This window comes from Micromonospora vinacea (assembly GCF_015751785.1).
Lineage (GTDB): Bacteria > Actinomycetota > Actinomycetes > Mycobacteriales > Micromonosporaceae > Micromonospora > Micromonospora vinacea.
The window spans coordinates 63,638-88,145 of record NZ_JADOTY010000001.1; the positions used below are offsets into that span (position 1 = coordinate 63,638).

Sequence of the window (24,508 nt, forward strand, 5' to 3'; positions counted from 1 at the left end):
GCCGGCCCGGCCCCCTCAGTCGGCGTCGAGCAGGGCGCGGCGGATGCTGGAGAGCAGTTGCCCCAGGCCGAAACCGGCCAGCAGCACCCAGACCGCTGTCGCCATGGTGATGGTGCCGGCGGCCAGGTCCGGCTCGATCAGCCCGGCCAGCCCGGCGACCAGCAAACCGGCCAGCGCCACCGAAACCCGGGTGGGGCGTTCGCCCACCGTCACCGCGCCGATCTCCCGCATGCCGGCGGCGACCGCACGCGCTCGGACGTACTCGTGCAACCAGGACAGCGCGCCGCCCGCGACGACCAGCCCGCCCGGCGCGCCCACCAGCCAGAACGCCAGCAGCCACGCCACCTCACCGAGCCGGTCGGCGACCGAGTCGTAGACGTAGCCGAGCCGGGTGGTGCGACCGGTGGCGACCGCCACCGCACCGTCCACGCTGTCCGCCACGGCGGCGAGCAGCACGAACAGCGCGCCGAGGAACGGCCCGTCCCCCGGCCGACCCACCAGCAACGGTACGCAGAAGCAGAGCAGCACCCCGGCCACTGTGACCGCGGTGGGGCTGACCCGCAGCCGGCCCAGCACATATCCGACGTGGTACGCGAATCGCAGCCAGGCGCGCACCACCGGCGCCGCGACCCGAGGGTCGAACCCGCCGTGCAACCGCGCCCACGCCGTGGCGTACTGATCCCAGTTCAGCTGTGTGCCCACCACGGATCAACCGTCGTGCCGGTCAACAGGTGTCGCAGGTGCAGCGTTCACACGCGGGCGCCGACCTTCAGGTTCTGCCAGACCTCGCGGGTCGCTGTGGACCGGTTGAGGGTGATGAAGTGGATTCCCGGCACGCCCTCGTCCAACAGTCGGCGGCACATCTCGCTGGCCTGCTCGATGCCGAGCCGGCGGACGGCGTCCGGGTCGTCGGCGACGCGTTCGAAGCGGGCCGCCAACGCCGGTGGGAACGGCGCACCGGACAGCTGCACGGACCGCTCGATGGTGCTGAACTGGGTCACCGGCATCACGCCCGCCAGGATCGGGGTGTCACAGCCAGCAGCCGCCACCCGGTCACGTAGCCGCAGGTAGTCGTCGGCGTCGAAGAACATCTGCGTGACCGCGAACTCCGCGCCGGCCCGACACTTGCGGACGAACTGGGCGGTGTCGCTGGCCACATCGGGCGAGCGGGGGTGCTTGTACGGGAAGGCGGCCACGCCGACGCTGAAGTCGCCGGCGTCACGCACCAGCCGGACCAGGTCCTCGGCGTAGTCCACGCCCTCGGGGTGACGGATCCACTCACCGCCCGGGTTGCCCGGGGGGTCGCCACGAACGGCCAGCACGTTGCGCACGCCCACCCCGGCGAGCCGGCCGACCACGTGCCGCAGCTCGGCGACGGAGTGGTTGACCGCTGTCAGGTGGGCCATCGGCAGCAGGGTGGTCTCGGTGGCGATCCGCTCGGTCACCGCAACTGTGGTGTCCCGCGTCGAACCACCGGCGCCGTACGTGATCGACACGAACGACGGGCGCAGGGACTCCAACTCGCGGATGGCCTGCCAGAGCAGCTGCTCCCCCGCCTCGGTCTTGGGCGGGAAGAACTCGAACGAGAAGGTCGGCTGGTGCTCACGGATGAGCTCCCCGATCGCCGGCTGGGGATTGGGGAGTACCGAGGGAAGACCGAGCGCCACGGTCCAACTCTAGCGGTCGATGCCACCACGACCCAGGCCCTTCCCACTCCGACGGCCGGGCGGCCCCCCGCGTCCCGATCCGGCGGGCGGGAAGGCGTCGTACCTCCGGGGTAGGAAGGGGTGGTGCGGGAGGGGCGGCGGGGGCGGCCCCGGGGGCCCGCGCGGGGGTCAGCAACCGAGCGGTGCCGCTGGTCCCGCCCGTTCCGGGCGGGCCGGTGGGCGCCGCGCCGACGCCCGCCAGGAGGACAGATGACCCCGCCCGCACCGCCGCGTCCCGCGCAGCTCGGGCCGCTGCTGGCTCGCTGCCGACTCGACCGGGGCTGGAGCCAGCAGCGAGCCGCCGCCGAGCTGTGCGCCGCCGCCGGGGTGCCGACGTTGAGTCGGCACGAGATTTCCCGGTGGGAACGACAGCGTCGCGTGCCGGGCGGTTTCTGGCTCGGCTGGCTCGCCGTCGTCCTGGACGTGCCGCTGGTGGCGCTCGCCGAGGCCGCCGCGGCCACCCGAAGGGCCGGCTCGACGAGGGCCACCGGGCCGGGCCGCGCCGCGGTGGCCGGCGCGCGACCGAGTGGGCGCACGGGTCCCGGCCGCACCAGCCGGACTACGCGTGGCAGTGGAGCACGAAACATGACGACCAGCTAGCGTCGGGGCGTGACCCACGCTGCTCCCGTGTCCCCCGTCGACCGCGCCGGCCTGCGGGAGCGGGTCGACAAGGCCCTCACCGAGTTCCTGGCCGGCCAGCGGATCCGCCTCGCCGCCGTGGACGACGCGCTGGGCCCGGTGGCCGAGGCGATCGAGGCGTTCGTGCTCGGCGGCGGCAAGCGGCTGCGTCCGGCATTCGCGTACTGGGGGTTCCGGGGGGCCGGCGGGGTGGACGGCGACCAGGTGCTCACCGCCCTGGCCGCGCTGGAGTTCGTCCAGGCCAGCGCCCTGATCCACGACGACCTGATGGACCGCTCCGACACCCGCCGGGGCGAGCCGGCGATACACCGGCGCTTCGCCACCCGACACCGGGAGGCCGGCTGGGGCGGCGACCCGGACGGTTTCGGCGACGCCGCGGCCATCCTGCTCGGCGACCTCTGCCTGGTCTGGTCCGACGAGCTGCTGCACTCCGCCGGCCTGGACCTGTGGTCGTTGGCCCGGGCCCGTCCGGTCTTCGACGAGATGCGCACCGAGGTCACCGTCGGGCAGTACCTCGACGTGCTGACGCAGGTCACCGGGGACACCTCGGTGGAACGGGCCAGCAAGGTCGCCCGGTACAAGTCAGCGAAGTACACCGTCGAGCGTCCGATGCTGCTCGGCGCCGCGCTTGCCGACGCGCCGGAGGACGTGCGGACGGCCTACTCGGCGTACGGGCTGCCGTTGGGCGAGGCGTTCCAGCTCCGCGACGACGTGCTCGGGGTCTTCGGTGACCCGGCGCTGACCGGCAAGCCGGCCGGGGACGACCTGCGCGAGGGCAAGCGCACCTACCTGGTGGCGGCGGCGGTGGAGGCCACCGACGACGCGGGCCGCGAGCTGCTGCTCGGCCGGCTCGGCGACCCGGAGCTGGACGAGCAGGGGGTGACCCGGCTCCGCGAGGTGATCTCGGGTAGTGGGGCTCTGGCCCGTACCGAGCAGCGGATCGTCACGCTCACCGACACCGCCCTGGCCGCCCTGACCGCCATCGACCTGGAGACCGAGGCCCGCCAAGCCCTGGTAGACCTGGCCATAGCCGCAACCCGCCGAGCCGACTGACCGCTCTGCCCCCGCTCCCCCGCCCCCGCGGTTGATCATGAGGTTGGCGACCTTCGCCTCGGCGTGTCGCGCCGCCAACCTCATGATCAACGCAGGGAGGTGGGGTTAGAAGCCTTGGGCTTGGGCTCGGCGTTTCACCTCGCGGGCCTGGTCGCCGGAGAGGGCGGCGGCCGGGGTGGCGCCGGGGAGGGTGTCGTCCGGCTCGTAGAGCCAGCGCAGGGCGGCCTCGTCGTCGTAGCCGTTGTCGGCGAGCAGGTTGAGCACGCCGGGCAGGTGCTTGAGCACGGTCTCGTTGGCGACCAGCTCGGCCGGGATCCGGCGGACGCCGTCGCGGCGGACCGCCAACAGCTCACGGTCACGGATCATCTGGTGCACCTTGCTGATCGACACGTCGAGGCGTTCGGCGACGTCGGGCAGGGTCAACCAGCCGGCCGGGTCGGTGGGTCCGGCGAGCTCCAGGCCGGGCGCGGCCTGGTCGGGTACGGGTTCGGTCACCCGACCACCCTGCCACGCCGCCGCCGCGACGAGCCACCGGCACCCCGGGAGACCCATCGGCGCCCACTCCGTTGATCGTCGCTGACCAGCGGATAAGGGGTGGCGAGCGCGGCGGGACGGACCGGTTCGGCGTACGGCTGTAGCATCCTGTTCATCCTTCACCCCCTGGACACATAGACTGCCTGCCGATGGACACTCAGGTCGCCGACACGTTGCTGGGCTCGCTGATCGACGGGCGCTACCGCATTCGCGGTCGCGTGGCCCGTGGTGGCATGGCGACCGTGTACACCGCCACCGACGAACGCCTTGAGCGCACCGTCGCTGTCAAGATCATTCACCCGACCCAGGCGAGCGAGGCGCGAGCCCGGATCGCCAACTTCGTGGCCCGGTTCACCGACGAGGCGAAGACCATCGCCCGGTTGACCCACCCGAACGTGGTGGCGGTCTACGACCAGGGCACGCACGCCGGCCTGCCGTACCTGGTGATGGAGTACGTCCGTGGCCGCACGCTGCGCGACGTGCTGGCCGAGCGACGCCGGCTCAACCCGGACGAGGCACTGGCCATCACCGAGCAGATGCTCGCCGCGATCGCCGCCGCGCACCGCGCCGGGCTGGTACACCGCGACGTCAAACCGGAGAACGTGCTGGTCGCGGAGGCGCCCACCGGTGGCGTCGCCAACCTCGTCGACAGCGTCGTGAAGGTGGCCGACTTCGGGCTGGCCCGGGCCGTCGAGGCGAGCGCCGACGAGGAGCAGGGCAACCAGCTGATGGCGACCGTGGCGTACGTCGCCCCGGAGCTGGTCACCGAGGGCCGCGCCGATCCGCGCACCGACGTCTACTCGGCCGGCATCGTGCTGTTCGAGATGCTCACCGGCCGCGTGCCGTACGACGGGGACCGGCCGGTGGACGTCGCCTGGCAGCACGTCGACCGGGACGTGCCGGCGCCCTCGACGCTGGTGCCGGGTCTGCCGTCGGTCCTCGACGACCTGGTGCAGCGGGCCACTCGGCGTGATCCCGGCGCGCGCCCCGCGGACGCCGGCGCACTGCTGGCCGAGGTGCAGGTTGCCCGGGACCGTCTGGGCGACGCCAACAGCCACACCGCCGTACTCCGCCCGGTCAGCGACGAACCGTCGCTCTCTCAGCCGACGATGATGGTCGCGACGGTCCAGCCGCCCAACCGCCCGTCGTGGGCCCGACTGCCGGAGGGCGCCAGCAGCCAGGGGCCCGGACGGCGTCGGGCCGCCCCGGAGCCGGCGGAGGGCCTGGGTGCCCGGCTCGCCGCGCTGCGCAGCACTGTGCTGGGCGATCCCCGCGGCCGGCGGGCCGTCGCTGCCGTGGTGGTGACGCTGGGCCTGGTGGCCGCGATCGGGGGCTGGTGGTTCGGCGTCGGCCGTTACACGGACGCTCCGCAGCTGGTGAGCCTGAGCAAGGCCGAGGCGCAGGCGCGGGCCGACCGCGCCGGGCTCGTCCTCAAGTACGCCGAGCCACGCTTCGACGAGAAAGCCCCGAAGGACAGCGTGCTGGGGCAGAGCCCGGCGTCCGCTGCCAAGATCGTCAAGGGTGGCACGATCACCCTGACCCTCTCCCTCGGCCCGGAGCGTTTCCCCGTACCGGACGTGATCGGCAAGGAGTTCGAGCTGGCCGAGGCGGACCTGGTCAACGCGAAGCTGGTGGTGGCCAAGGGCACCCCCCGCTACGACGACAGCCTGCCGGCCGGGGTCGTGGTGGACAGCTCCCCCAAGGTGGGCGCCGAGGTCAAACCAGGTGCGAAGGTCACCCTCATCCTGAGCCGGGGTAGGGCGCCGGTGACGGTGCCGAACCTGGTCGGCAAGAGCCTGACCGACGCCCGGACGACCCTGGCCCAGCTCAACCTGGTGCTGGTGGAGAACTACAAGGACTCCGACAAGCCGAGGGACGAGATCCTCGGCCAGAGCCCGGCCGACGGCGCCGGTGTGGAGAAGGGCACCCAGGTCAAGCTGGACGTCAGCAAGGGGCCACCGCTGGTCGCCATGCCACGGGTGATCGGCCTGCCGTGCCAGCAGGCCAAGCAGGCGTTGGAGGCGCAGGGCTTCCCGGTGACCATGGCGATCAACCCGAACGCCGTGGTCCAGATCCAGCTCCCGGGCGAGAATTCGCAGGTGGCGCCCGGCACCCCGGTCACCCTGACGTGCTTCTGATGCCGACGATCTCCGGGCGGCCGGTGGGCACGCACACTCCGACCTCGGGTGGGCTGGCGAAGGCCGCCCTGCCGTACGCCGACGTGACCGGCGCACGGGTGGTGCAGGTCTACGTCTCCAACTCGCGCGGCTGGGCACTGCCCAACGGCGACCCCGGGCAGGACGTCCTGTTCCGCGACGGTTGCGCCGAGCGGGGCATTCCGACGTTCATCCACGCCGCGCTGCTGGTCAACCTGGGCTCGCCCACCCCTGCCACTGTCGAGAAGTCGGCCCAGACGCTGGCGCACGCGCTGCGTCGGGGCGTGGCGATCGGCGCGCGGGGGGTGGTGTTCCACGCGGGCAGTTCGGTGGACGAGGGGCACGCCGAGGCGGCGATGCGACAGGTCCGCGAGGTGTTGCTGCCGCTGCTCGACTGGACCGCCGAGGCTGGCGGGCCGATGTTGCTGGTCGAGCCGAGCGCGGGTGGAGGCCGGTCACTGGCCTCCCGGGTGGAGCAGCTCGGGCCCTACCTGGACGCGGTGGACCGGCACCCCATGCTCGGGGTCTGCTTCGACACCTGCCACGCCTGGGCGGCCGGGCACGACCTGGCGGCCGAGGGCGGCATGACGGCGACCCTGGACACCCTGGTGGCCACTGTCGGTGCGGACCGGCTGCGGCTGGTCCACGCCAACGACTCGAAGGATCTGTGCGGCTCCACCCGGGATCGGCACGAGAACATCGGCAAGGGCAGCATCGGCGAGCCCGCCTTCGCCGAGCTGATGGCCCACCCGGCGACCGCTGGCGTCCCGATCGTCGTGGAAACCCCCAGCGAGAAGCACCTGGGCCACGCCGCCGACATCAGCACGCTGACCCGCCTGTCCCACCCCTGACCCAACCTGCTGGTTGATCAAGAGGTTTACGTCAGATTCCGGTCGCCGGATGACGCAAACCTCTTGATCACCGAGGTGAGCGCTGGGGGTGTCAGGCTGCGGCGAGGATGCGGGGTAGGGCTGCCACGGCGCGGTCGATGTCCGCGTCGCTGACGCCCAGGTGGGTGACCAGGCGGGCGGTACGGGGGCCGAGCACCGAGACCAGCACGCCCTCGGCCCGCGCCGCGGCGGCCAGGGCCCGTGCGTCCAGTGTGTGCTTGGTGAGGTCCAGCGCGACCAGGTTGGTACGGACCGTGGTGGCCAGCACCCCGAACGGCGCGACCGCCTCGGCGAGCCGGGCCGCCTTCGCGTGGTCGTCAGCCAGCCGGTCGATGTGGTGCGCCAGCGCGTACCGGCCGCCGGCGGCAAGAATGCCGGCCTGGCGCATGCCACCGCCCATCCGCTTGCGGATCAGCCGGGCACGTTGCATCTTCTCCGCGCTGCCCACCACCAGCGAACCGACCGGCGCGCCGAGACCCTTGGAGAGGCACACCGACAGCGTGTCGAAGAGCTGGCCGTACTCGATCAGCGGCACCCGGTCGGCGACGTGCGCGTGCCAGATCCGCGCGCCGTCACAGTGCAGCGCGACGCCCGCCTCGTCGGCGACCCCGCGCAGATCCCGCAGGGTCGCCAGCGGAATCACCCCGCCACCGCCGCGGTTGTGGGTCTGCTCGACGGCGATCGCGCGGGTGGGGACGGCGAAGTAGCCGTCCGGCCGGATCATCCCGGCCACCACCTCCGGGTCGATGTCCGCGCCCACCGCGGGCCAGGTCCGCGAGGAGATACCGCCGTACGCGGCCGCGGCGCCGATCTCGTACGTGACAACGTGCGCGTCGGCGTCGCAGAGCAACTCGTCGCCGGGCGACACCAACAGTTGCAGGGCGATCTGGTTCGCCATCGACCCGCTCGGGGCGAACAGCGCCGCCTCGTGCCCGAACAACGCGGCGACCTCGGCCTCCAGCGCGTTGACGCTCGGGTCTTCGCCGTACACGTCGTCACCGACCTCGGCGGCGGCCATCGCCTCCCGCATCCCGGCGGTGGGTCGGGTCACCGTGTCGGACCGCAGGTCCACGAACAGGTCAGGCACTGTCTTCCTTTCGGCTGCCGACTGCCGGGTTCGCGAACTCAGCCACGGAGCATCTCCGCTACCAGGAACGCCAACTCCAACGACTGCTGGGTGTTCAGTCGCGGGTCGCAGGCGGTTTCGTACCGGTCGGGCAGGTCGAGATCCTCGATCCCCTGGGCGCCGCCGAGGCACTCGGTGACGTCCTCACCGGTCAACTCGACGTGCAGGCCACCGGGGTGGGTGTCCAGCCCCCGGTGCACCTCGAAGTAGCCGAGCACCTCGTCGACGATGCGGTCGAAGTGCCGGGTCTTGTAGCCGTTGGACGACTCGTGCGTGTTGCCGTGCATCGGGTCGCACTGCCAGACCACCTTGGCGCCGGCGGCGGTGACCTTGGCGACGATCGGCGGCAGCGCGTCGCGCACCCGGTGGTTGCCCATCCGGCTGATCAGGGTGAGCCGGCCGGGGATGTTGTCCGGGTTGAGCTTCTCGCACAGCTCGATCGCCTCGTCCGGGGACGTGGTCGGGCCGAGCTTGACCCCGATCGGGTTGGCGATGCGGGAGATGAAGTCGATGTGCGCGCCGCTGATCTGCCGGGTGCGCTCGCCGATCCAGAGGAAGTGCCCGGACAGCCCGTACGCCCGGCGGTCGGAGACCCGGGTGAGCGCCCGGTCGTACTCCAGGGCGAGGGCCTCGTGGGAGCAGTAGAGCGTGACGGTGCGCAACGCCTCGTCGTCGGTCATCCCGCAGGCCCGGATGAAGGCCAGCGCCCGGTCGATCTCCCGGGCGATCGCCTCGTAACGCTCCCCCGCCGGGGAGTTCTTCACGAAGCCCTTGTTCCAGTCGTGCACGGCGTGCAGGTCAGCGAGCCCGCCGGCGAGGTACGCCCGGAGCATGTTCATCGCCGCGGCCGAATTGGCGTACGCGCGGATCATGCGCTGCGGGTCGGCGACCCGGGCGGCCGGGTCGGCCTCCAGCGAGTTGATCATGTCGCCGCGGTACGCGGGCAGGCCACGGGCGTCGGTCGGCAGTGAGCGGGGCTTGGTGTACTGCCCGGCGACCCGGGCGACCTTGACCACCGGCAGCGACGCGCCGTAGGTGAGCACGATCGCCATCTGGAGCAGGGTGCGTGCGTTGGCCAGCAGGTGGCTCTCGGTGTTGTCCACGAACGTCTCGGCGCAGTCACCGCCCTGCAGCAGGAACGCCTTGCCCTCGCAGACCAGGGCGAGCTTCTGCCGGAGCTGGTCCACCTCGTAGGGCGCGACGACCGACGGCACTGTGTCGAGGACCTTGCAGACCGCGGCCACGGCGGCCGGGTCGGACCACGGCGGGACCTGCTCGCGGGGCAGCTCCCGCCATCGGTCCAGGCCGAGCGCGGCGTCCTCGGCGGAGTCGACTGTCGGTCGGCTGGTCTGCAGGCCCGGGCTGCTCACCGCGGGATGGCTCAGCTGATGCCACTCATGGCGCATGACAGAAAGCGTACGGCGACGGTCGGGGTGGCCGGGCGGCGAGGGGGACGGTTCCGGCAGATGAGATCAATCTGCCGGGCGCTGGTCAGGACGCGCGGGTAGGTGCGACGCCGGTCGGCGTCGGAGCGGCCGGCCCACCCGGCGCTTCGCCGGCGATACACCAGTCGCTGCCGTCCCGGGTGACGGTGAAGACCAGCGGCCGGGTGACGGTGCGCTTGCCGACCGCGACCGAGACCGAGACGCTGACCTCCTGCCCGCGCGGACCGGACCGGACTCCGGTGATGGCCGCCTCCGGCACCTGGAAGTGGTCGGCGAAGTCACCGTTGGGGCCGGTGGCGCCCAGGTCGAAGCCGTCGTGCAGCAGAGCGCAGAGCTGGCTGCGGCCGGCGGCGACGTCCTTGGCCGCCATCGCGTCGAGGTAGGCCTGCACGCGCTCACGGGAGCGGGTGGCGGCCTCCTCGGCGGGGGCTCGGGCCGGCTTGGCGGCGGACTCGTCCTGGTCCTCGCCGCCGATCCCGCAGCCGACCAGGGCGACCGGCAGCAGCACCAGCCCGGCGGCGGTCGCCGCCAGCCTGCGGTGGGTCGCGCGCATGATCACCTCCGTTGGCGGTGAGATCGAGACGTGCCGAGCCGCGAGTCTGCCACATTCAGCCGACCGAACCCAACGGCGGCGGTCCGGTCGACGCTGGGCGTCGACCGGACCGCTGTGTCACGGGCGGGAAGGGACGGTGCGGGCCCCTTCCCGCCGTGTGGGTGGTGCGTCGGCCCTCGGCTCAGCCGAGACCGCCCTTGATGGCGCCGATGAGCTCGCCGTTGCTCGTGTCACCGGAGAGCTCCCAGAAGAACGCGCCACCGAGGCCCTGGTTGTTCGCGTACGTCATCTTGCCGTTGATGGTCGACGGGGTGTCGTAGCTCCACCAGTTGCTGCCGCACTTGGCGTACGCGGTGCCGGCGATCGTGCCGGTGGCCGGGCAGGTGTTCTTGAGGACCTTGTAGTCCTCGATGCCGGCCTCGTAGGTGCCCGGCGCCGCGCCGGTGGCGCTGCCGCCCGGAGCGGCCTGGGTGACACCGGTCCAGCCCCGGCCGTAGAAGCCGATGCCGAGCAGCAGCTTGTTGGCCGGAACGCCCTTGCTCTTGAGCTTCTGGATCGCCGCGTCGGAGTTGAAGCCCTGCTGCGGGATGCCGGTGTACGAGGTGAGCGGCGAGTGCGGTGCCGTCGGACCCTGGGCGGCGAAGGCGCCGAAGTAGTCGTAGGTCATCGGCATCAGCCAGTTGAGGTTGCCGATGGCGCCGGCGTAGTCGGTGGCGTCGATCTTGCCCCCGTTGCTGCCGTCCGCGGTGATGGCGGCGGTGACCAGGGCACTGGACCCGAACCTCGACCGCAACGCGCTGATCACGTTCTTGAATGCGTTCGGGCCGCTGCTGTCACAGCTCAGACCGCAGGCGTTGGGGTACTCCCAGTCGACGTCGATGCCGTCGAAGACGTCCGCCCAGCGCGGATCCTCGACCAGGTTGTGGCAGCTCTCGGCGAACGCGGCCGGGTTCTGCGCGGCCTGGGTGAAGCCGCCGGACCAGGTCCAGCCACCGAACGACCAGATCACCTTGAGGTGCGGGTTCAGCTGCTTGAGCTTGCGCAGCTGGTTGAAGCTGCCGCGCAGCGGCTGGTCCCACGTGTCGGCGACGCCGTCCACGCTCTCCGCCGCTGTGTACGCCTTCTCGTAGTCGGCGTAGCTGTCACCGATGGTGCAACGACCGCCGGTGGTGTTGCCGAAGGCGTACAGGATGTGGGTCAGCTTGGCGGCCGACCCGCTGGTCTGGATGTTCTTGACGTGGTAGTTCCGCCCGTAGACGCCCCACTCGGCGAAGTAGCCGACGATCTTCTTGCCGCCCGGGTTCGGCGGGTTGGTGGTCGGCGGTGGCGTGGTGGGCGGAGGGGTCGTGGGCGGCGTCGTCGTCGGCGGGGTGGTGGTCGGCGGAGTCGTGGTCGGCGGGGTGGTGCCGCCGCCGCACGCTGCACCGTTGATGGTGCAGTTCAGCGGCGCCTTGTAGGCGCCGCTGCCGTTGTAACCCCAGCTGAACGAGGCACCGGGGGCGATGCCGCCGGCCCAGCTCTTCTTGACCGCGACGTAGTGGTTGCCGCTGCTGGTGACGTCGGCGTCCCACGCGCTGCTGATGGTGGTGCCCGACGGCAGGTCGAACTCGATGCGCCAGGTGGTGACCGTGGCGCTGGAGCCGTTGGTGACGGTCACCCTCGTCTCGTGACCGGTCCCCCAGTCCTGCGCCTTGGTGAAGGTGGTGGTGACCGTGCCGGCGCCGAACGCGGTGGTCACCGGCACCGCTGCGACGGTCACGGCGACCACGGCACCGGCCCAGAGGGCCCGGCGGAGCGATCTTTTCATGAGGCGTCTCCCGAACTGTTAGGAAACTTTCCAAAAGAGATGGTGAGACGGTACTCACGGCGTCATCAGTTCGTCAAGATGCGCATGTTTCGATTTCTCCTGGTGCACGGAGTGCGTACGCTGCGCCCACCCCGGGCCGACACCCGGCCGGCGCGTAGCCTCGGCCCATGACCGTCTTCGACATCCCGATCGACGCCCTCAACGGCGGCCCCGCCGACCTGGCCCGCCACCGCGGCAAGGCGTTGCTGGTCGTCAACGTGGCCTCCCGCTGCGGCCTCACCCCGCAGTACGCCGGCCTCCAGACACTCGCCGACGCCTACGCCGACCAGGGCCTCGTCGTGCTCGGCGTGCCGTGCAACCAGTTCGCCGGACAGGAGCCGGGCAGTGCCGCCGAGATCAGCGACTTCTGCCAGGTCAACTACGGGGTCACCTTCCCGCTGACCGAGAAGGTCGACGTCAACGGCCCGGACCGGCACCCGCTCTACGCCGCGCTCGTGGACACCCCGGACGCCGACGGGCACACCGGTGACGTGCGCTGGAACTTCGAGAAGTTCCTGGTTGCCCCGGACGGCTCGGTCGCCGCCCGGTTCGCCCCCAGTGTCGAGCCCGGCTCCGACGACCTACGCGCGGCCATCGAAAAGACCCTCCCCACCTCCTGACGCCCCGGGGCGCTCCGTGGCGCCGCGTCGATGCGCGTCGACGCCCCTCGACGCGGTCGATCATGGAGTCGTGGTGCCCGACTTGCCCAGGTCAGCCCGACTCGTCCCCCAGCACAACTCCATGATCGACGGCCTTGCCGACCCTCCCGACGTCTGGGTTGCGCCCGGGCCGCCTTGATCGCGCTCGAACATGGATGTGGTGGCCTCTGCGCCTCCGCGCGCCCACCACCGCGCCAACCGCACGCCACCGGAGAGTGGCACGTCGCCGGAGAGCCGGTCGCCGACCAGCGTGAGCAGTACGTTGTGCAGGACGGGGCTCGCGGCGCACCAGGCACCCGCCGGGACGGCGAAGGTCGCGCAGCCCTCGACGAGACGGCGCATGCGCGGCAGCCTGCCCGGCCCGCCGGCAGCCGAATAACCCACCAGCCTGGTCGGGAATGCGTCGCGGGTGGACGGAGTTGGGAACGAGCATGACAACTGTGGGACTGATCGGCAGTGGCAACATCGGCGGCACCGTGGCCCGGCTGGCCGTCGACGCCGGCTACGACGTGGTGCTGAGCAACTCGCGGGGCCCGGAGACCCTCACCGACCTGGTGGAGACCCTGGGCGCTCACGCCAGCGCCGGCACCACGCAGGACGCGGCGCAGGTCGGTGACCTGGTGGTCGTCAGCGTGCCGCTGAAGGCGTACCGCGCGGTGCCCGTGGAACCGCTGGCCGGCAAGGTCGTCATCGACACCAACAACTACTACCCGCAGCGCGATGGCACCTTCCCGGAGCTGGACTCCGGTGAGACCACCAGCAGCGAGCTGCTCCAGCGCCACCTGCCGGACTCGCGGGTGGTCAAGGTCTTCAACAACATCTACTTCAAGGGCCTGGCCGCGCTCCCCCGCCCGACCGGCGCCGCCGACCGCAGCGCCCTCGCGATCGCCGGCGACGACGCCGCCGCGAAGGCCGAGGTGACCGCCTTCCTGGACCGCATCGGCTACGACGCGGTGGACGTCGGCCCGCTGGCCGAGGGGTGGCGCTACCAGCCGGACACCCCGGCGTACGGCACGCTCTACTCCGCGAGCCCCACCGACTGGGAGCACCCGGCGCAGGGCGACGCCGCGAAGCTGCGCGACGCCCTGGCCGCCGCCACCCGCTGAGCAAGGCCAGCCGCCGTCCTGCCCGCGATTCCCTTATGGGGTGGTCGTACTACGGAGGGCGGCGGCGAGCTCGTCGTCGTAGCTGGCGATCGGCTGCCCGTCCGAGGCGTACGCGACGAGCCGGCCGTGGGCCATCGTCGCGGACCGGAACGAGAAGGTACGCGAACCCGGGTACGCGGCGAGCAGCGGGATGGCCCTGGGTGCTCCACCCGGTGCGGAGTAGTACTCCAGGCGGGTCACCTGCGGGGAGACCACGCCGTTGACCCGGACCTTGGTCTTCTCGGCGCGGGTGCCGAAGGTGACCGGCGCGTCGGTGGCGTATTCGGCGCATTCGGCCGGTCCACGGCAGACGAAGAAGTATCGCGGGTTGACCACGTCGTCGAGGCGGTACGCCTTGAAGGTGGGGTCGGCCCCGGCCGGCAGCGGCTGTACGGCGAAGAACGCGACAGCCACAGTGGCGGTGACGCCCACCCGCAGCCAGGCACGGCCAGCTGCCGGTCGTCTGCTCGTGTGCTGGGCGGCGACGGCGACACCGCCGAAGCCGACGAGGCACAGGAGGCACACCCCGACGGCACGGGCGTTCTCGAAGAGGAACTGCACTCCCGGCCGCGTCGAGACCGGGCTGAGCACCGCGCCCAACGAGACGACCATGGCGGCGAGCAGCGCCGCGCCGGCGGCCCGCTGGGTGACGCCGGACGCGCCGATCAGCAGCATCGCGGCGAGCACCGGCCACACCTGGTGGTGGGTCCAGGACACCGGGGACGCGGCCACTGTGGCGCAGCCGACGAGCACGGCGGCGTGCCCGGGGCGACCCTGCCTCGACAACTGTCGGGCCCGCAGCAGTGCCGCCGCGCAGATCAGTGCCACCATGCCGGCCCAGAGCACTGGCAGCGCCGTCTCGTCGACGCCGACGCGCAGCAGCATGCCGTGCACTGACTGGTTGCCCAACGAGGACAGATTGCCGATGCGGGAGGTCTGTCGCACGGTCTCGGTCCAGTAGGCCCAGCTCTCCCGGGGCAGCACTACCGCGGCGAGCCCCGCGCAGGCCAGGAAGGTGGCCGCCGACCGGCCGGCGTCACGGTAGCGCCCGACGGCGAGGAAGTAGACCACGAACAGCAGCGGGGTGAGCTTGATCGCCGCGGCCACCCCGACCAGCGTTCCGCGCAGTCGGGGTGGGACGACGCCCAGCCCGTCGAGCAGGGCCATCAGCACGATGAAGATGCTGACCTGCCCGAAGCGGAGGTTGCTCTGCACCGGCGCGGAGAGCATCAGCACGGTGGCCGCCAGCGCCACGACGAGCGGGCGCCGGGACTGTCGGGTGGTCAGCGCGACCCCGACCGACCCGGCGATGGCGACGACCGCCGCGCACGTCGCCACCAGCCAGATCCCCTGGAGCACGCCCTCGCTGACGGCGGTGATCGGCCACAGTACGAGAGCGGCGAACGGCGGATAGGTGAACGGGCCGCCGTTCTCCGCCTCATATCCGTACAGCGGCTTTCCGGCGCGCAGGTCGGACAGCGCACCGTAGTAGATGTGCAGGTCGGAGAGGCGATCCGGCCGATGCAGGACGAGCACACCGGACACCAGCGCGACGACGACGAAGGCCGCCCACGCCAGCGCCACCCGGCGATCCCGCATCGCCCGAGAATAGGCGACCGCGATGGCCCGCGTGGGCCCCGCGGCGGCGCAAACGCCCGGGTCGGTTCCACGTCTGCTCTCGGAAGAACGGGTGCCGCGGGACGGGTGTCGATTCGTAGCCTCAGCGAATGGGGACGACGGGCGGACCGGCGTACGACGCCTACGCGGACTGGTACGAGGGCTTCATCTCCGGCGGAGGCGACTATCTGCGGCGGGTGCACGCGACGGTGGCGGACCTGCTCGGCGCGGGCGAGGGGTCCTGCCTCGACATCTGTTGCGGTACCGGCGCGCACGCCTCGGTGCCGGCGGGTCTGGGTTGGACGCCGGTGGGCGTGGACCTGTCCGGCGGGCAGTTGCGGCACGCGCGGGGGCGGTTGCCGGTGGCCAGGGGTGACGCTGTCGCCCTGCCGGTCGCCGACGCGTCGCTGCCGGCCGCGATGTGTGTTCTGGCCAGCACCGACCTGCCCGACTACCCGGCCGTGCTGCGCGAGGTCGCCCGGGTGCTGCGCCCCGGCGGGCGTTTCGTGCACGTGGGTGTGCACCCGTGTTTCGTGGGCGCGTTCGCCGACTGGGGACACCATCCGAGTGTCGTCGTCGACGAGCGGTACGCCGACCGGTCCCGCAGCTTCGACAGTTGGAACACCAGCGGCGTGCGGGTGCGGGTGGGCGCCTGGCACCTCCCCCTGGCCGACCTGGTCAACGCGACGGTGGCGGTCGGCCTTCGGCTGGTCCGGGTCGTCGAGGCGGGCCCGGGCGGGGTCCCCGACCTGTTCGGCCTCCTCGCCCTGCGCGATCGGTAGCGGCAGCCGACAAAAACATCGCTGTGGCAACTTGCGTCGCAGTCCTGTTCACGGGACCCTGTTCTCTGGGTTGCCGCCCGCTCACCGAACGTGCCCCCGGAGGCGACATGCACACGCTCCGTACCGTGCCCCGCCGGCTGTTGGCCGGCTCCGGCGCGCTCCTGCTCGGCACCGCCCTCGCCACCGCCGCCATTCCGGTCCCTGCCCACGCCGCGGCCGGCGCGGACACCGTCGGATACGTCCGGCTCGCGCACCTCTCCCCGGACACCCCGGCGGTGGACGTCTACCTGGCCGCGCCGGGAGCGGCGAAGCCGCAGGTCTTTCCCGGTGTCGGTTACGGTGTGGTCTCCGACTACCTCGAACTCGCGCCGGGCCGGTACGCGGTGGCCATGCGCGAGGCCGGCGCCCCCGCCAGCGACCCCCCGGTACTGACCACCGAGGTCGCGGTGACCAGCGGCGACGCCTTCACTGTGGCCGGTGTGGGCCGGCACGCCGACCTCGGCCTGCGAGTGCTCAACGACGATCTCAGCGCCCCCACCGACGGCCGCGCCAAGGTGCGGGTCATCCAGGCGTCGGTGCGGACCCCGGTGCTCGACGTGGCCGCCGCCGACGGCCCGATGATCGCCGACGGGGTGCAGTTCGCCACCACTACCGACTACCAGCAGGTCGAGCCGGGCAGTTGGCGGCTGAAGCTGACGGGTGCCGGCGGGCCGAGCACCGACGCCGAGGTGCGGCTCACCGGTGGCGCTGTCTACTCGCTGCTGGTGCTCGACGCGAAGCAGGGCGGGCTCACCGCCGAACTGCGCCGCGACGCCGAGGGCGGCACAGTCGTCCCGGCCGGCGGGGTGGACACCGGCGCCGGTGGCACCGCCGGGTCCGGGCTCGACGCGTACCCCCTGGTGGCCGGCGGCCTGGCCGCGGCGGCCGGCGCGGTGGCAGTGCTGCTCTGGCGTCGGCGGCGCACCACCTGGTGAGCGCCGAGCCGGACCCGTCGATCCGGCGGCACCGTGACCGTCGGATACCGCTGGCCGCGCTGGTAGCGGCAGGCGCGGCGGTCTGCCTGGCCGCCGGCACCGGGGTCGGGCTGGCCACCACGGGCCCGCCACCGCCGGTGGCGAGCTGGCACCCCGGCTGCGGCGCCGACTGCCCGTCGGTGGCCGCCGCGCCCGCGCCCCACGGTCCACCCACGCGGGTACGCGTACCACGCATCGGCGTCGACTCACCGCTCACCGTGCTGGGTCTGGACCGCGCCGGCGCGCTGATCCCGCCGACCGACTTCCACACCGCCGGTTGGTACGGCGGCGGCCCGGCCCCGGGCGACACCGGCCCGGCCGTACTCGCCGGGCACTTGGACTCACGACGCGGCCCGGCGGTCTTCGCCCGGCTGGGCGAGCTACGGCCCGGCGACCTGGTGGAGGTCTGGCGCGACGGGCAGCGGTTGTCGTTCCGGGTGACCGGGTCGTTGCGGACCCGCAAGGACCAGTTTCCGACGGCCGTGGTCTACGGGCCGACGCCCGGGGCGGAGCTGCGCCTGGTCACCTGCGGGGGTGACTTCGACCGGCGGCGGGGCCACTACGTCGACAACGTGGTGGTGTTCGCGGTCACCGAGGCCACCGACCCGGTCCTGCCGACGTCCGCCGCAGGCTGAGCGGCAGGCTGCGTCGCGCACCTTGATCCACTCCGGTTCCCGGAAGTCGGGGCGTCCGCCGCGCTCCCATACCGCGATTTCCATGAACCCGAGTGGATCACGCGGGTGGGGCGCGAGAAGGCGCGAAGCGCGGGCGCGGGGGTCAGAGGGGGCGGCGGCCGGCGAAGCCGCACTCGGCCCGGTGGTACCAGCGCACGTCGGAGTCGCCCTCCAGCCAGCACCAGAGCACGGCGCGGCCGGCCCGCTCGCCGGGGAAGTCGAGCAGCACCGGGGCGATGCCCTTGACCTGGATGTCGTGCTGGTGCAGCTCGTCGACGACGGCGTGCAGCCGGGCCTCCAGCGCCTTCACCTCGGCAAGCCCACCGAGCGCACTCACGCCGTGGTCGGCCAGATCGACGCGCAACTCGGCGAGATCGGCCCGGACCCGGATCAACTCGTCGACGCGCGGCTGCAGAGTGGCCACCAGGTGCCGGGCCTGGGCAAGTGTGAACACCGGGCCAGTATGCGGCACGCACGGCCCCGCGACGCCCCCCGAACGCTCAGTCGGCCTGTGCCGCCAACTCGCGGGCGCGATCCCGGGCGGCCTCCAGCGCGGCGAGCATCGCCGCGCGTACGCCGTGCTTCTCCAGCTCACGGATCGCGGAGATGGTGGTACCGGCCGGCGAGGTGACGGCCTCGCGCAGCTTGACCGGGTGCTCGCCGGAGTCGCGCAGCATCACCGCCGACCCGATCGCGGTCTGCACGATCAGCTCGTGCGCCACCTGACGGGGCAGCCCGAGCAGGATCCCCGCGTCGATCATGGCTTCGACCAGCAGGTAGAAGTAGGCCGGGCCGGAGCCGGAGAGCGCGGTGACCGCGTCCTGCTGCGACTCGGGCACCCGGATCGTCTGGCCGAGCGGCTTGAACATCTCCTCGGCCAACGTCAGGTGCGCCCCGGTGGCGTACGCGCCGGCGGAGATCGCGGTCATCGCCTCGTCGACCAGCGCAGGGGTGTTGGTCATCACCCGCACCACCGGAGTGCCGTCGGGCAACCGGCGGCTGAAGAAGCTGGTGGGCAGACCGGCGCAGAGCGAGATGACGAGCTTGTCGGCCGGCACCTTGGGGCCGATCTCGTCGAGGAGCGCGGCGGCGTCCTGCGGCTTCACCGAGACCGCGAGCACCGCAGCTTCGTCCACCGCGGTCAGGTTGTCGACCACCCGTACGCCGTAGCGGGCGGTCAACTCCTCGGCGCGAGCGGGCCGGCGGGCGGTGGCCAGCAGCCGGTCCACCGGCCATCCCGAGCGCAGCAGCCCGGAGAGCATCAGCTCACCGATCTTGCCCGCGCCGATCACCGCGACCGTGTGCACTCCGGCTGACATGTCGGCCCGTACCCCCTCGCATTGGGTCGCGGCGCGGCGGACCCGCAGGCCCGCCGCGCCGCCGACGATCGATCAGCTGCCGAAGAAGACCTCGGCCTCGGCGTACCGCTCCAGCGGAACGGTCTTCAGCTCGCGGGTGGCCTCGGCGAGGGGCACCCGGACGATGTCGGTGCTCTGCATCGCGACCATCTTGCCCCAGTCGCCGTCGTTGACGGCGTCGATGGCCTGCAGGCCCAGGCGGGTGGCGAGCACCCGGTCGAAGGCGGTCGGGGTGCCACCGCGCTGGATGTGGCCCAGCACCACGGTGCGGGCCTCCTTGCCGGTCTTGGCCTCCAGCTGCTCGGCGAGCCACTGGCCGATGCCGCCGAGGCGGACGTGGCCGAACGAGTCCAGCTCCTGGTTGGCGAGGACCATCTGGCCGTCGAGCGGCTGGGCGCCCTCGGCGACCACGACGATCGGGGCGTACTGGTGCTGGAAGCGCTTCTCGACGTAGCCGGCCACCTGGTCGACGTCGAACTGGCGCTCGGGCAGCAGGATCACGTTGGCGCCGCCGGCCAGGCCGGCGTGCAGGGCGATCCAGCCGGCGTGCCGGCCCATCACCTCGACGACCAGGGTGCGGTGGTGGCTCTCCGCGGTGGTGTGCAGGCGGTCGATGGCCTCCATCGCGATGTTGACAGCGGTGTCGAAGCCGAAGGTGTAGTCGGTGGCGCCGAGGTCGTTGTCGATCGTCTTCGGCACACCGACGACGTGCACGCCCAGCTCGTAGAGCTTGGTGGCCACGCCGAGGGTGTCCTCGCCGCCGATCGCGATCAGCGCGTCCACGCCCTGGGCGGCGAGGTTGTCCTTGATCCGCTCGACGCCGTTCTCGATCTTGAACGGGTTGGTACGGGACGAGCCGAGGATGGTGCCGCCGCGGGGCAGGATGCCGCGGACGTCGGCGATGTCCAGGGGCCGGGACAGACCCTCGAGGGGGCCCTTCCAGCCGTCCCGGAAGCCCACGAACTCGTGACCGTAGGTGGCGACGCCCTTGCGGACCACCGCCCGGATGACCGCGTTGAGACCGGGGCAGTCGCCGCCGCCGGTGAGCACGCCGATACGCATGATCCGCTCATCCTCCTGGAGCATCAGGTAAAGCCCGATATGCCCCAGGGTATGTGTCAGGTCAGACCATCGGCGCCGTTGCCGGCCCGGGGCGGGCCGTCACTGCGAACTGTAGTCGGCCCGCCGGTACGACGACAGCGCGCCCCGGTCCCCCGGCCCCGGTCAGTAGGTCACCTCGTGGTTCTCGCCGGCCTGCGGCGGCCGGCCGGTGACCGCGGCCCTCGCGTAGTCGAGCAGGTTCACCACTGTGCTGTTCGGCGAGTCCCAGTACTCGGCGGAGCTGGCGTGCACCTTGATCAGCGTGAGGCCGGGGGTGTCCAGCCCGTCGGGGAACCACGCCTTGAGCAGCGGGTTCCAGAGCCGCTCGGCCCGGGCCCTGTCGAATCCCTCGGTGGCGGTGCCGGAGATCGACACCCACGCGTTGTGCTTCTGGTCGGAGAAGGCGACGTTGACCTCCGGGTTCACCCGGATCTGGCGGACCTTGGCCGAGTCGGCGTAGGCGAAGAACCACAGCTCGCCGTCGAACTCGGCCTCCTGGAGCCCCATCGGTCGACTCACCTGCCGCCCGTCCAGAGCGGTAGTGGTGAGCATGCAGATCCGCGCGGCCCGGGCCAGGCCGGTGACCCGGGCGCGTGCCTCCGCGGCGCTGGTCGGCTGGTCGCTCATGGCAATCTCCCTCGGCTCGGCTGGTCGAACCGTTGCCCGGGACAGAACCGGTCAAACCTACGGCGACACGACCGCCACTCAACGGGCGGTCATCGCCCGCCAGCGGGCCAGGTTGTGCCGGGCATCGACCAGGGCATCGTGCCGGGCCGCGTCCGCGTCCGGCAGGGGCGGCCGGCCACGGTCGTCCCAGAGCTGGCGCAGTTCCTTGGTGTAGCGGGGTATCTCCCGGGGCAGCGCCGGCATCGCACCCCAGAGCTGGGCGAGCACCACGTGGTCGTACGCGGCGAACCAGGCCCACAGCTCCAGCTGCTCCCCCGGCCGGTCCCGGATCGGCTCGACCAGGAAGTCGTACAGGTCGTCGCGGATGCGCTCACGCGAACGCCAGGCCCGGTCCGCCGGGGAGGGCAGCTTGTCCAGCACGTTGCGCCGGACCCAGGGCACGGCGCGGGAGTCGTCGAACTCGGTGGAGACCGCGTAGAACTCGCGGCCGTACTCGTCGACGACACCGATCGAGACGAGGTCGACTGTCGTGCCGTCCTCGATGAACTCGCAGTCGTAGAAATAGCGGTAGACCATTCCGGGCATCCTCGCCCACCGCCGCACGGCCGGGCTCGGCGGGGCCCGCCCGGAGGCCCGCCGAGCCGCGGCCACACCTCGTGAACGGCGCGTCGCAGCTCGTGACGGTCACGGAAGTGCTTCGAGGGGTGTACAGCAAGCGACCGGACCGTCATGATCTGATGTGTACCGCTACCGGACGCCGAATCGGTGTCAGTTCACCTTGTCGGGGCCCATCAGGTTCGCCCGGTGAGCGAGTTGTGGTCCATGACCGGGGGAGGGGTTGGGCCGTGGAGGTTCGCCTGCCAGAGCCGGGTGACGCGCTCACGGGTGTCGAGATGTTCGCCGGGCTGGAGCCCGAGGTGCGGCAACGCGTCATCGCTGCCGCCGTCCCGCGTACCTACCGCAAGGGCCAACTGCTCTTCGTGGAGAACGACCCCGGCGAGTCGCTGATCGTGCTGCGCCGAGGCGCGGTGGCAGTGTTTCGCACCGCGCCCACCGGCGAGCGGGCCGTGCTGTCGGTTATCCGTCCACCGGACGTGCTCGGTGAGGTCTCCCTGCTCGACGCGTCCACCCGGTCCGCCTCCGCGGAGGCCATCGAGGACTGCGCGGCGCTCGCGCTCTCGCGGGGCGCGTTCATGGAGTTGGTGCACTCCAACCCGCGCATCCTGGACGCGGTGATGCGCTCCCTGGGCGGGCTGATCCGCCGGCTCACCGAGCAGAACGCCGATCACGTCTTCCTCGACCTGCCCGGTCGGGTGGCGAAGACGCTGGTCCGGCTGGCCGGCGAGAGCCAGGCACCGATGATCACGATCGAGCTCAATCAGAGCCAGCTGGCCGAGATGGCCGGTGGTTCCCGGCAGAGCGTCAACCAGGCGATCGGCTCGTTCGCGAGCCGCGGCTGGCTGCGTACCGAGGGCCGCCGGATCGTGGTGACCGACGTGGCCGCGCTGCGCCGCCGCGCCGGCATGGCCGACCGCTGACCGACCGGCCCGCCCGGTTCGCCGCCGGCCGGGCATCCGATCTGGACACCCGCCACCCGTCGCCACCCGCTCTCCCACCCGTACGCACGGCTGCGCCGGCTGCCATTGGCAGCCGGCGTCACCGTTCTCGCGGTTCAGCGCGTCGGGCTCAGCGGGTCGGGCCGAGCCAGCGGGTCGCGACCGACTGGTAGCCGGGGCCCGCCCAGAAACCCGGTCCGGCCCAGAAGCCCGGCCCAGCCCAGATGCCCGGTCCGGCCCAGCCGCTCGCGGTGGTGGTGGTGGTCGTCGTCGTGGTCGCCATGTCGTCTCCCTGGTCGATGTGCGGTGCCTGTCCTGCCGAGGACGCTACGGCGCAAAGCCGTAGGACAAAATAGGACAAATCGACATGAATCACTGGCTGAAGAGCGGTTGTCGGCCTCCACACCGCGCTGACAAGGTTGCCGCGCCCACCCCGGATCCAGGGCCCGTGCCGACATACCCGCAGCAGTGAGGAGCCACCCGTCATGTCATTACTCCGCGGCAATGTCGCATTTCGTCGGTACTGGTCGGCGCGCCTGGTGTCGTACACAGGTGACCAGCTGGCCCGGACGGCGCTGCTGATCGCCGTCTACGACCGACACGGCGGCGGCGCGGTCGCCCTGCTGCTGCTGGCATCGACTGTGCCCCGACTGTTCGGACCGCTGCTCGGCGCCCTGGCCGACCGGTTCGACCAGCGCCGACTGATGATCGGTTGTGACACCGCCCAGGCGTTGACCTACCTCGCCGTCGCGCTGCTCGCGCCGCCCCTGCCCGTCCTGTTGGCGCTGATCACCGCGGCTACCACGGCCGCCACCGCGTTCACTCCCGCCGGGCGCAGCCTGCTACCCCGCCTTGTCGAACGCGAGCAACTGCCGGCGGCCAACGCGCAACTCGCCACGGGCGTCAACATCGGGATCGCTGCCGGGCCGGCCGTCGGCGGCCTTCTGCTGGCGACCCTCGGGCTGACCGTCACGCTGCTCGTGGACGCGGCGACCTTCGTGCTCTCCGCGCTGCTGATCGGCGGAGTCCGGACGCTCTCGACGACCGGGGCCACCCGCCGGTCCGAGCCACTGCACACGGTGCTGCGCGAAGGGCTGCGAGTGGTCCGGGGGCACCGCGTCGTCCGCGCCGTCTCGGTCGGGTTCCTGGTGATGGTGATGTTCGCCGCGCTCGACAACCTCGCCATCGTCCCCCTCGGACGCGCCGAACTGGGCGCCACCGAGGTCACGATCGGTCTGCTGGGCACCGCCTACGGCGTCGGCATGGTGCTCGGTCCCATGTGTCTGGCGAGAACCGGCGTACGCATCCGGATGGACCTGGTCCTCTACGGCGCCCTGCTCGCGCTCGGGGCTGGAACGCTGGTCACCGGCCTCAGCCCGGTGATCGCGCTCGCCATCGCCGGTCAGGCGGTGGCCGGTGTCGGCGCGGGCTGGCACAACGTCGCCGCCGACACCCTCATCCAGCAGAACGTGCCGGCCGAACGGCTCGGCGTGGTGTTCGGCACCGTCTACATGTTCCCGTACGCGGCGGAGGCGCTGGCCTACGGCGTCGGCGCACCGCTGTTGGCGGTGGTCGGACCACGATGGGTGCTGGTCATCTCGGGGCTGGGTGTGCTGGCCACCCTGGGGCTGATCGCTCCCCTGCTCACCCGGGCCCTGGGGCTACGGCTGCCGACACCGGGCAGGTTCGCGGCGGCCAACGGGTGAGGCTGAACGACGGGTGCGGCCGGCGGACCGATGGCCGCCGACCGCACCCGGACGATCAGTTCTCCTTGCCGTCGGCCGGCGGCGCACCCGGCCCCGGACCGATTTTCTTCGGATCGGTCGGCTTACCAGCCGTGGACGTGCTCGACGAGGTGGTCGTGGTCTCCCCCGACCCGCCCGACTGACCCTCAGGCTCTTCCACCATGCCCTGCTCCTCCAGTTCGGCGAGAGTGACCGCATCGACGTCGATCGTGTCGCCCGGCGCCCACTGCGTGCCACCCGGATCGGTCCACGAGGCGGACAGTCGTACCTGCACGGCACTCTC

27 protein-coding genes are annotated in these 24,508 nt (G+C 72.0%); 11 read left to right on the plus strand and 16 right to left on the minus strand.

From position 1 onward, the window contains the following. Window positions 1-15: 15 nt before the first annotated feature. The gene (locus IW249_RS00305) at window positions 16-705 is read right to left on the minus strand and encodes a CDP-alcohol phosphatidyltransferase family protein (RefSeq protein WP_112582773.1); all 690 of its coding nucleotides are present in this window, start codon (window positions 703-705) and stop codon (window positions 16-18) included. 44 nt (window positions 706-749) lie between these two features. Further along, window positions 750-1,667, minus strand: coding sequence for a methylenetetrahydrofolate reductase [NAD(P)H] (gene metF, locus IW249_RS00310; RefSeq protein WP_196918931.1), 918 nt, complete (start codon window positions 1,665-1,667; stop codon window positions 750-752). Window positions 1,668-1,916: 249 nt separating this feature from the next. On the opposite strand from metF, the gene IW249_RS00315 reads away from it, so the two are divergent. Both IW249_RS00315 and IW249_RS00320 read left to right on the plus strand, forming a co-directional pair. Then, on the plus strand, window positions 1,917-2,306 hold the full coding sequence (locus IW249_RS00315) for a helix-turn-helix domain-containing protein (RefSeq protein WP_196918932.1): 390 nt from the start codon (window positions 1,917-1,919) through the stop codon (window positions 2,304-2,306). 9 nt (window positions 2,307-2,315) lie between these two features. Next, complete coding sequence (locus IW249_RS00320) at window positions 2,316-3,398, plus strand: polyprenyl synthetase family protein (protein ID WP_196918933.1); 1,083 nt, start codon at window positions 2,316-2,318, stop codon at window positions 3,396-3,398. 105 nt (window positions 3,399-3,503) lie between these two features. Here IW249_RS00320 and IW249_RS00325 read toward each other — a convergent pair whose 3' ends face one another. Beyond that, the gene (locus IW249_RS00325; protein WP_196918934.1) at window positions 3,504-3,893 is read right to left on the minus strand and encodes an Rv2175c family DNA-binding protein; all 390 of its coding nucleotides are present in this window, start codon (window positions 3,891-3,893) and stop codon (window positions 3,504-3,506) included. A 188-nt stretch (window positions 3,894-4,081) separates the two neighbouring features. Between IW249_RS00325 and pknB the strand changes: the two genes are divergently transcribed. Further along, entirely contained in the window at window positions 4,082-6,070 is a 1,989-nt protein-coding gene (pknB, locus tag IW249_RS00330; RefSeq protein WP_196918935.1) for a Stk1 family PASTA domain-containing Ser/Thr kinase, read from the plus strand. Continuing rightward, on the plus strand, window positions 6,070-6,939 hold the full coding sequence (locus tag IW249_RS00335) for a deoxyribonuclease IV (protein WP_196918936.1): 870 nt from the start codon (window positions 6,070-6,072) through the stop codon (window positions 6,937-6,939). The genes pknB and IW249_RS00335 overlap by 1 nt, the downstream gene beginning before the upstream one ends. Before the next feature lie 91 nt (window positions 6,940-7,030). On the opposite strand, the gene IW249_RS00340 is transcribed toward IW249_RS00335, so the two are convergent. From IW249_RS00340 to IW249_RS00355, 4 genes are all read right to left on the minus strand, one after another. Further along, window positions 7,031-8,065 (minus strand): threonine aldolase family protein, encoded by a 1,035-nt coding sequence (locus IW249_RS00340; RefSeq protein WP_196918937.1) that lies wholly within the window; start codon window positions 8,063-8,065, stop codon window positions 7,031-7,033. 38 nt (window positions 8,066-8,103) lie between these two features. Continuing rightward, a complete protein-coding gene (locus IW249_RS00345) occupies window positions 8,104-9,510 on the minus strand; it encodes a class II 3-deoxy-7-phosphoheptulonate synthase (protein WP_124853452.1) in 1,407 nt (468 codons plus the stop codon). Between the two features lie 85 nt (window positions 9,511-9,595). Then, entirely contained in the window at window positions 9,596-10,102 is a 507-nt protein-coding gene (locus IW249_RS00350) for a hypothetical protein (protein ID WP_196918938.1), read from the minus strand. A gap of 181 nt (window positions 10,103-10,283) precedes the next feature. Further along, window positions 10,284-11,909, minus strand: a complete 1,626-nt coding sequence (locus tag IW249_RS00355) for a glycosyl hydrolase family 18 protein (protein WP_196918939.1) — start codon at window positions 11,907-11,909, stop codon at window positions 10,284-10,286. 167 nt (window positions 11,910-12,076) lie between these two features. Between IW249_RS00355 and IW249_RS00360 the strand changes: the two genes are divergently transcribed. Beyond that, window positions 12,077-12,568: a glutathione peroxidase gene (locus IW249_RS00360; RefSeq protein WP_196918940.1), complete on the plus strand. Its 492-nt coding sequence runs from the start codon at window positions 12,077-12,079 to the stop codon at window positions 12,566-12,568. A 60-nt stretch (window positions 12,569-12,628) separates the two neighbouring features. On the opposite strand, the gene IW249_RS00365 is transcribed toward IW249_RS00360, so the two are convergent. Beyond that, window positions 12,629-12,949, minus strand: a complete 321-nt coding sequence (locus IW249_RS00365; RefSeq protein WP_196918941.1) for a hypothetical protein — start codon at window positions 12,947-12,949, stop codon at window positions 12,629-12,631. Window positions 12,950-13,038: 89 nt separating this feature from the next. Here IW249_RS00365 and IW249_RS00370 point away from each other — a divergent pair, with 89 nt between their 5' ends. After that, the gene (locus IW249_RS00370) at window positions 13,039-13,713 is read left to right on the plus strand and encodes an NADPH-dependent F420 reductase (protein ID WP_196918942.1); all 675 of its coding nucleotides are present in this window, start codon (window positions 13,039-13,041) and stop codon (window positions 13,711-13,713) included. 33 nt (window positions 13,714-13,746) lie between these two features. Here the strand turns inward: IW249_RS00370 and IW249_RS00375 are convergent, their stop codons facing one another. Continuing rightward, entirely contained in the window at window positions 13,747-15,351 is a 1,605-nt protein-coding gene (locus IW249_RS00375) for a glycosyltransferase 87 family protein (protein WP_196918943.1), read from the minus strand. Window positions 15,352-15,479: 128 nt separating this feature from the next. On the opposite strand from IW249_RS00375, the gene IW249_RS00380 reads away from it, so the two are divergent. From IW249_RS00380 to IW249_RS00390, 3 genes are all read left to right on the plus strand, one after another. Continuing rightward, window positions 15,480-16,151 carry a class I SAM-dependent methyltransferase gene (locus tag IW249_RS00380; RefSeq protein ID WP_196918944.1) on the plus strand — a complete coding sequence of 224 codons (672 nt, stop codon included), beginning with the start codon at window positions 15,480-15,482 and terminating at the stop codon, window positions 16,149-16,151. Between the two features lie 107 nt (window positions 16,152-16,258). Beyond that, the gene (locus IW249_RS00385; protein ID WP_196918945.1) at window positions 16,259-17,125 is read left to right on the plus strand and encodes a DUF4397 domain-containing protein; all 867 of its coding nucleotides are present in this window, start codon (window positions 16,259-16,261) and stop codon (window positions 17,123-17,125) included. Then, the gene (locus tag IW249_RS00390) at window positions 17,122-17,799 is read left to right on the plus strand and encodes a class F sortase (RefSeq protein WP_307788477.1); all 678 of its coding nucleotides are present in this window, start codon (window positions 17,122-17,124) and stop codon (window positions 17,797-17,799) included. The genes IW249_RS00385 and IW249_RS00390 overlap by 4 nt, the downstream gene beginning before the upstream one ends. Before the next feature lie 142 nt (window positions 17,800-17,941). Here the strand turns inward: IW249_RS00390 and IW249_RS00395 are convergent, their stop codons facing one another. From IW249_RS00395 to IW249_RS00415, 5 genes are all read right to left on the minus strand, one after another. Beyond that, the gene (locus tag IW249_RS00395) at window positions 17,942-18,292 is read right to left on the minus strand and encodes a DUF2203 domain-containing protein (RefSeq protein WP_091407586.1); all 351 of its coding nucleotides are present in this window, start codon (window positions 18,290-18,292) and stop codon (window positions 17,942-17,944) included. Between the two features lie 46 nt (window positions 18,293-18,338). Further along, on the minus strand, window positions 18,339-19,157 hold the full coding sequence (proC, locus tag IW249_RS00400; protein WP_196918946.1) for a pyrroline-5-carboxylate reductase: 819 nt from the start codon (window positions 19,155-19,157) through the stop codon (window positions 18,339-18,341). Window positions 19,158-19,229: 72 nt separating this feature from the next. Next, window positions 19,230-20,258, minus strand: a complete 1,029-nt coding sequence (locus IW249_RS00405) for a 6-phosphofructokinase (RefSeq protein WP_091408060.1) — start codon at window positions 20,256-20,258, stop codon at window positions 19,230-19,232. 162 nt (window positions 20,259-20,420) lie between these two features. Further along, window positions 20,421-20,924: a pyridoxamine 5'-phosphate oxidase family protein gene (locus tag IW249_RS00410; RefSeq protein ID WP_196918947.1), complete on the minus strand. Its 504-nt coding sequence runs from the start codon at window positions 20,922-20,924 to the stop codon at window positions 20,421-20,423. A 78-nt stretch (window positions 20,925-21,002) separates the two neighbouring features. Beyond that, window positions 21,003-21,500, minus strand: coding sequence for a polyadenylate-specific 3'-exoribonuclease AS (locus tag IW249_RS00415; RefSeq protein WP_112582786.1), 498 nt, complete (start codon window positions 21,498-21,500; stop codon window positions 21,003-21,005). Between the two features lie 269 nt (window positions 21,501-21,769). Between IW249_RS00415 and IW249_RS00420 the strand changes: the two genes are divergently transcribed. Continuing rightward, the gene (locus IW249_RS00420) at window positions 21,770-22,462 is read left to right on the plus strand and encodes a Crp/Fnr family transcriptional regulator (RefSeq protein ID WP_091407574.1); all 693 of its coding nucleotides are present in this window, start codon (window positions 21,770-21,772) and stop codon (window positions 22,460-22,462) included. A 148-nt stretch (window positions 22,463-22,610) separates the two neighbouring features. Here IW249_RS00420 and IW249_RS00425 read toward each other — a convergent pair whose 3' ends face one another. Further along, window positions 22,611-22,763, minus strand: coding sequence for a hypothetical protein (locus IW249_RS00425; RefSeq protein ID WP_196918948.1), 153 nt, complete (start codon window positions 22,761-22,763; stop codon window positions 22,611-22,613). Between the two features lie 202 nt (window positions 22,764-22,965). On the opposite strand from IW249_RS00425, the gene IW249_RS00430 reads away from it, so the two are divergent. Then, entirely contained in the window at window positions 22,966-24,186 is a 1,221-nt protein-coding gene (locus tag IW249_RS00430; RefSeq protein WP_196918949.1) for an MFS transporter, read from the plus strand. Between the two features lie 55 nt (window positions 24,187-24,241). Here IW249_RS00430 and IW249_RS00435 read toward each other — a convergent pair whose 3' ends face one another. After that, window positions 24,242-24,499, minus strand: coding sequence for a hypothetical protein (locus IW249_RS00435; protein WP_196918950.1), 258 nt, complete (start codon window positions 24,497-24,499; stop codon window positions 24,242-24,244). Window positions 24,500-24,508: the final 9 nt, after the last annotated feature.

Excerpts from the sequence above, each read along its gene's own strand:
- IW249_RS00370 (WP_196918942.1), top strand. The coding sequence starts at position 13,039 with ATGACAACTGTGGGACTGATCGGCAGTGGCAACATCGGCGGCACCGTG.
- IW249_RS00385 (WP_196918945.1), top strand. The coding sequence starts at position 16,259 with ATGCACACGCTCCGTACCGTGCCCCGCCGGCTGTTGGCCGGCTCCGGC.
- pknB (WP_196918935.1), top strand. The coding sequence starts at position 4,082 with ATGGACACTCAGGTCGCCGACACGTTGCTGGGCTCGCTGATCGACGGG.
- IW249_RS00350 (WP_196918938.1), bottom strand. The coding sequence starts at position 10,102 with ATGCGCGCGACCCACCGCAGGCTGGCGGCGACCGCCGCCGGGCTGGTG.
- IW249_RS00410 (WP_196918947.1), bottom strand. The coding sequence starts at position 20,924 with ATGAGCGACCAGCCGACCAGCGCCGCGGAGGCACGCGCCCGGGTCACC.
- IW249_RS00380 (WP_196918944.1), top strand. The coding sequence starts at position 15,480 with ATGGGGACGACGGGCGGACCGGCGTACGACGCCTACGCGGACTGGTAC.
- IW249_RS00335 (WP_196918936.1), top strand. The coding sequence starts at position 6,070 with ATGCCGACGATCTCCGGGCGGCCGGTGGGCACGCACACTCCGACCTCG.
- IW249_RS00405 (WP_091408060.1), bottom strand. The coding sequence starts at position 20,258 with ATGCGTATCGGCGTGCTCACCGGCGGCGGCGACTGCCCCGGTCTCAAC.
- IW249_RS00375 (WP_196918943.1), bottom strand. The coding sequence starts at position 15,351 with ATGCGGGATCGCCGGGTGGCGCTGGCGTGGGCGGCCTTCGTCGTCGTC.
- IW249_RS00415 (WP_112582786.1), bottom strand. The coding sequence starts at position 21,500 with ATGGTCTACCGCTATTTCTACGACTGCGAGTTCATCGAGGACGGCACG.
- IW249_RS00345 (WP_124853452.1), bottom strand. The coding sequence starts at position 9,510 with ATGCGCCATGAGTGGCATCAGCTGAGCCATCCCGCGGTGAGCAGCCCG.
- IW249_RS00425 (WP_196918948.1), bottom strand. The coding sequence starts at position 22,763 with ATGGCGACCACGACGACGACCACCACCACCACCGCGAGCGGCTGGGCC.
- IW249_RS00365 (WP_196918941.1), bottom strand. The coding sequence starts at position 12,949 with ATGCGCCGTCTCGTCGAGGGCTGCGCGACCTTCGCCGTCCCGGCGGGT.
- IW249_RS00430 (WP_196918949.1), top strand. The coding sequence starts at position 22,966 with ATGTCATTACTCCGCGGCAATGTCGCATTTCGTCGGTACTGGTCGGCG.
- IW249_RS00355 (WP_196918939.1), bottom strand. The coding sequence starts at position 11,909 with ATGAAAAGATCGCTCCGCCGGGCCCTCTGGGCCGGTGCCGTGGTCGCC.
- IW249_RS00315 (WP_196918932.1), top strand. The coding sequence starts at position 1,917 with ATGACCCCGCCCGCACCGCCGCGTCCCGCGCAGCTCGGGCCGCTGCTG.
- proC (WP_196918946.1), bottom strand. The coding sequence starts at position 19,157 with ATGTCAGCCGGAGTGCACACGGTCGCGGTGATCGGCGCGGGCAAGATC.
- IW249_RS00360 (WP_196918940.1), top strand. The coding sequence starts at position 12,077 with ATGACCGTCTTCGACATCCCGATCGACGCCCTCAACGGCGGCCCCGCC.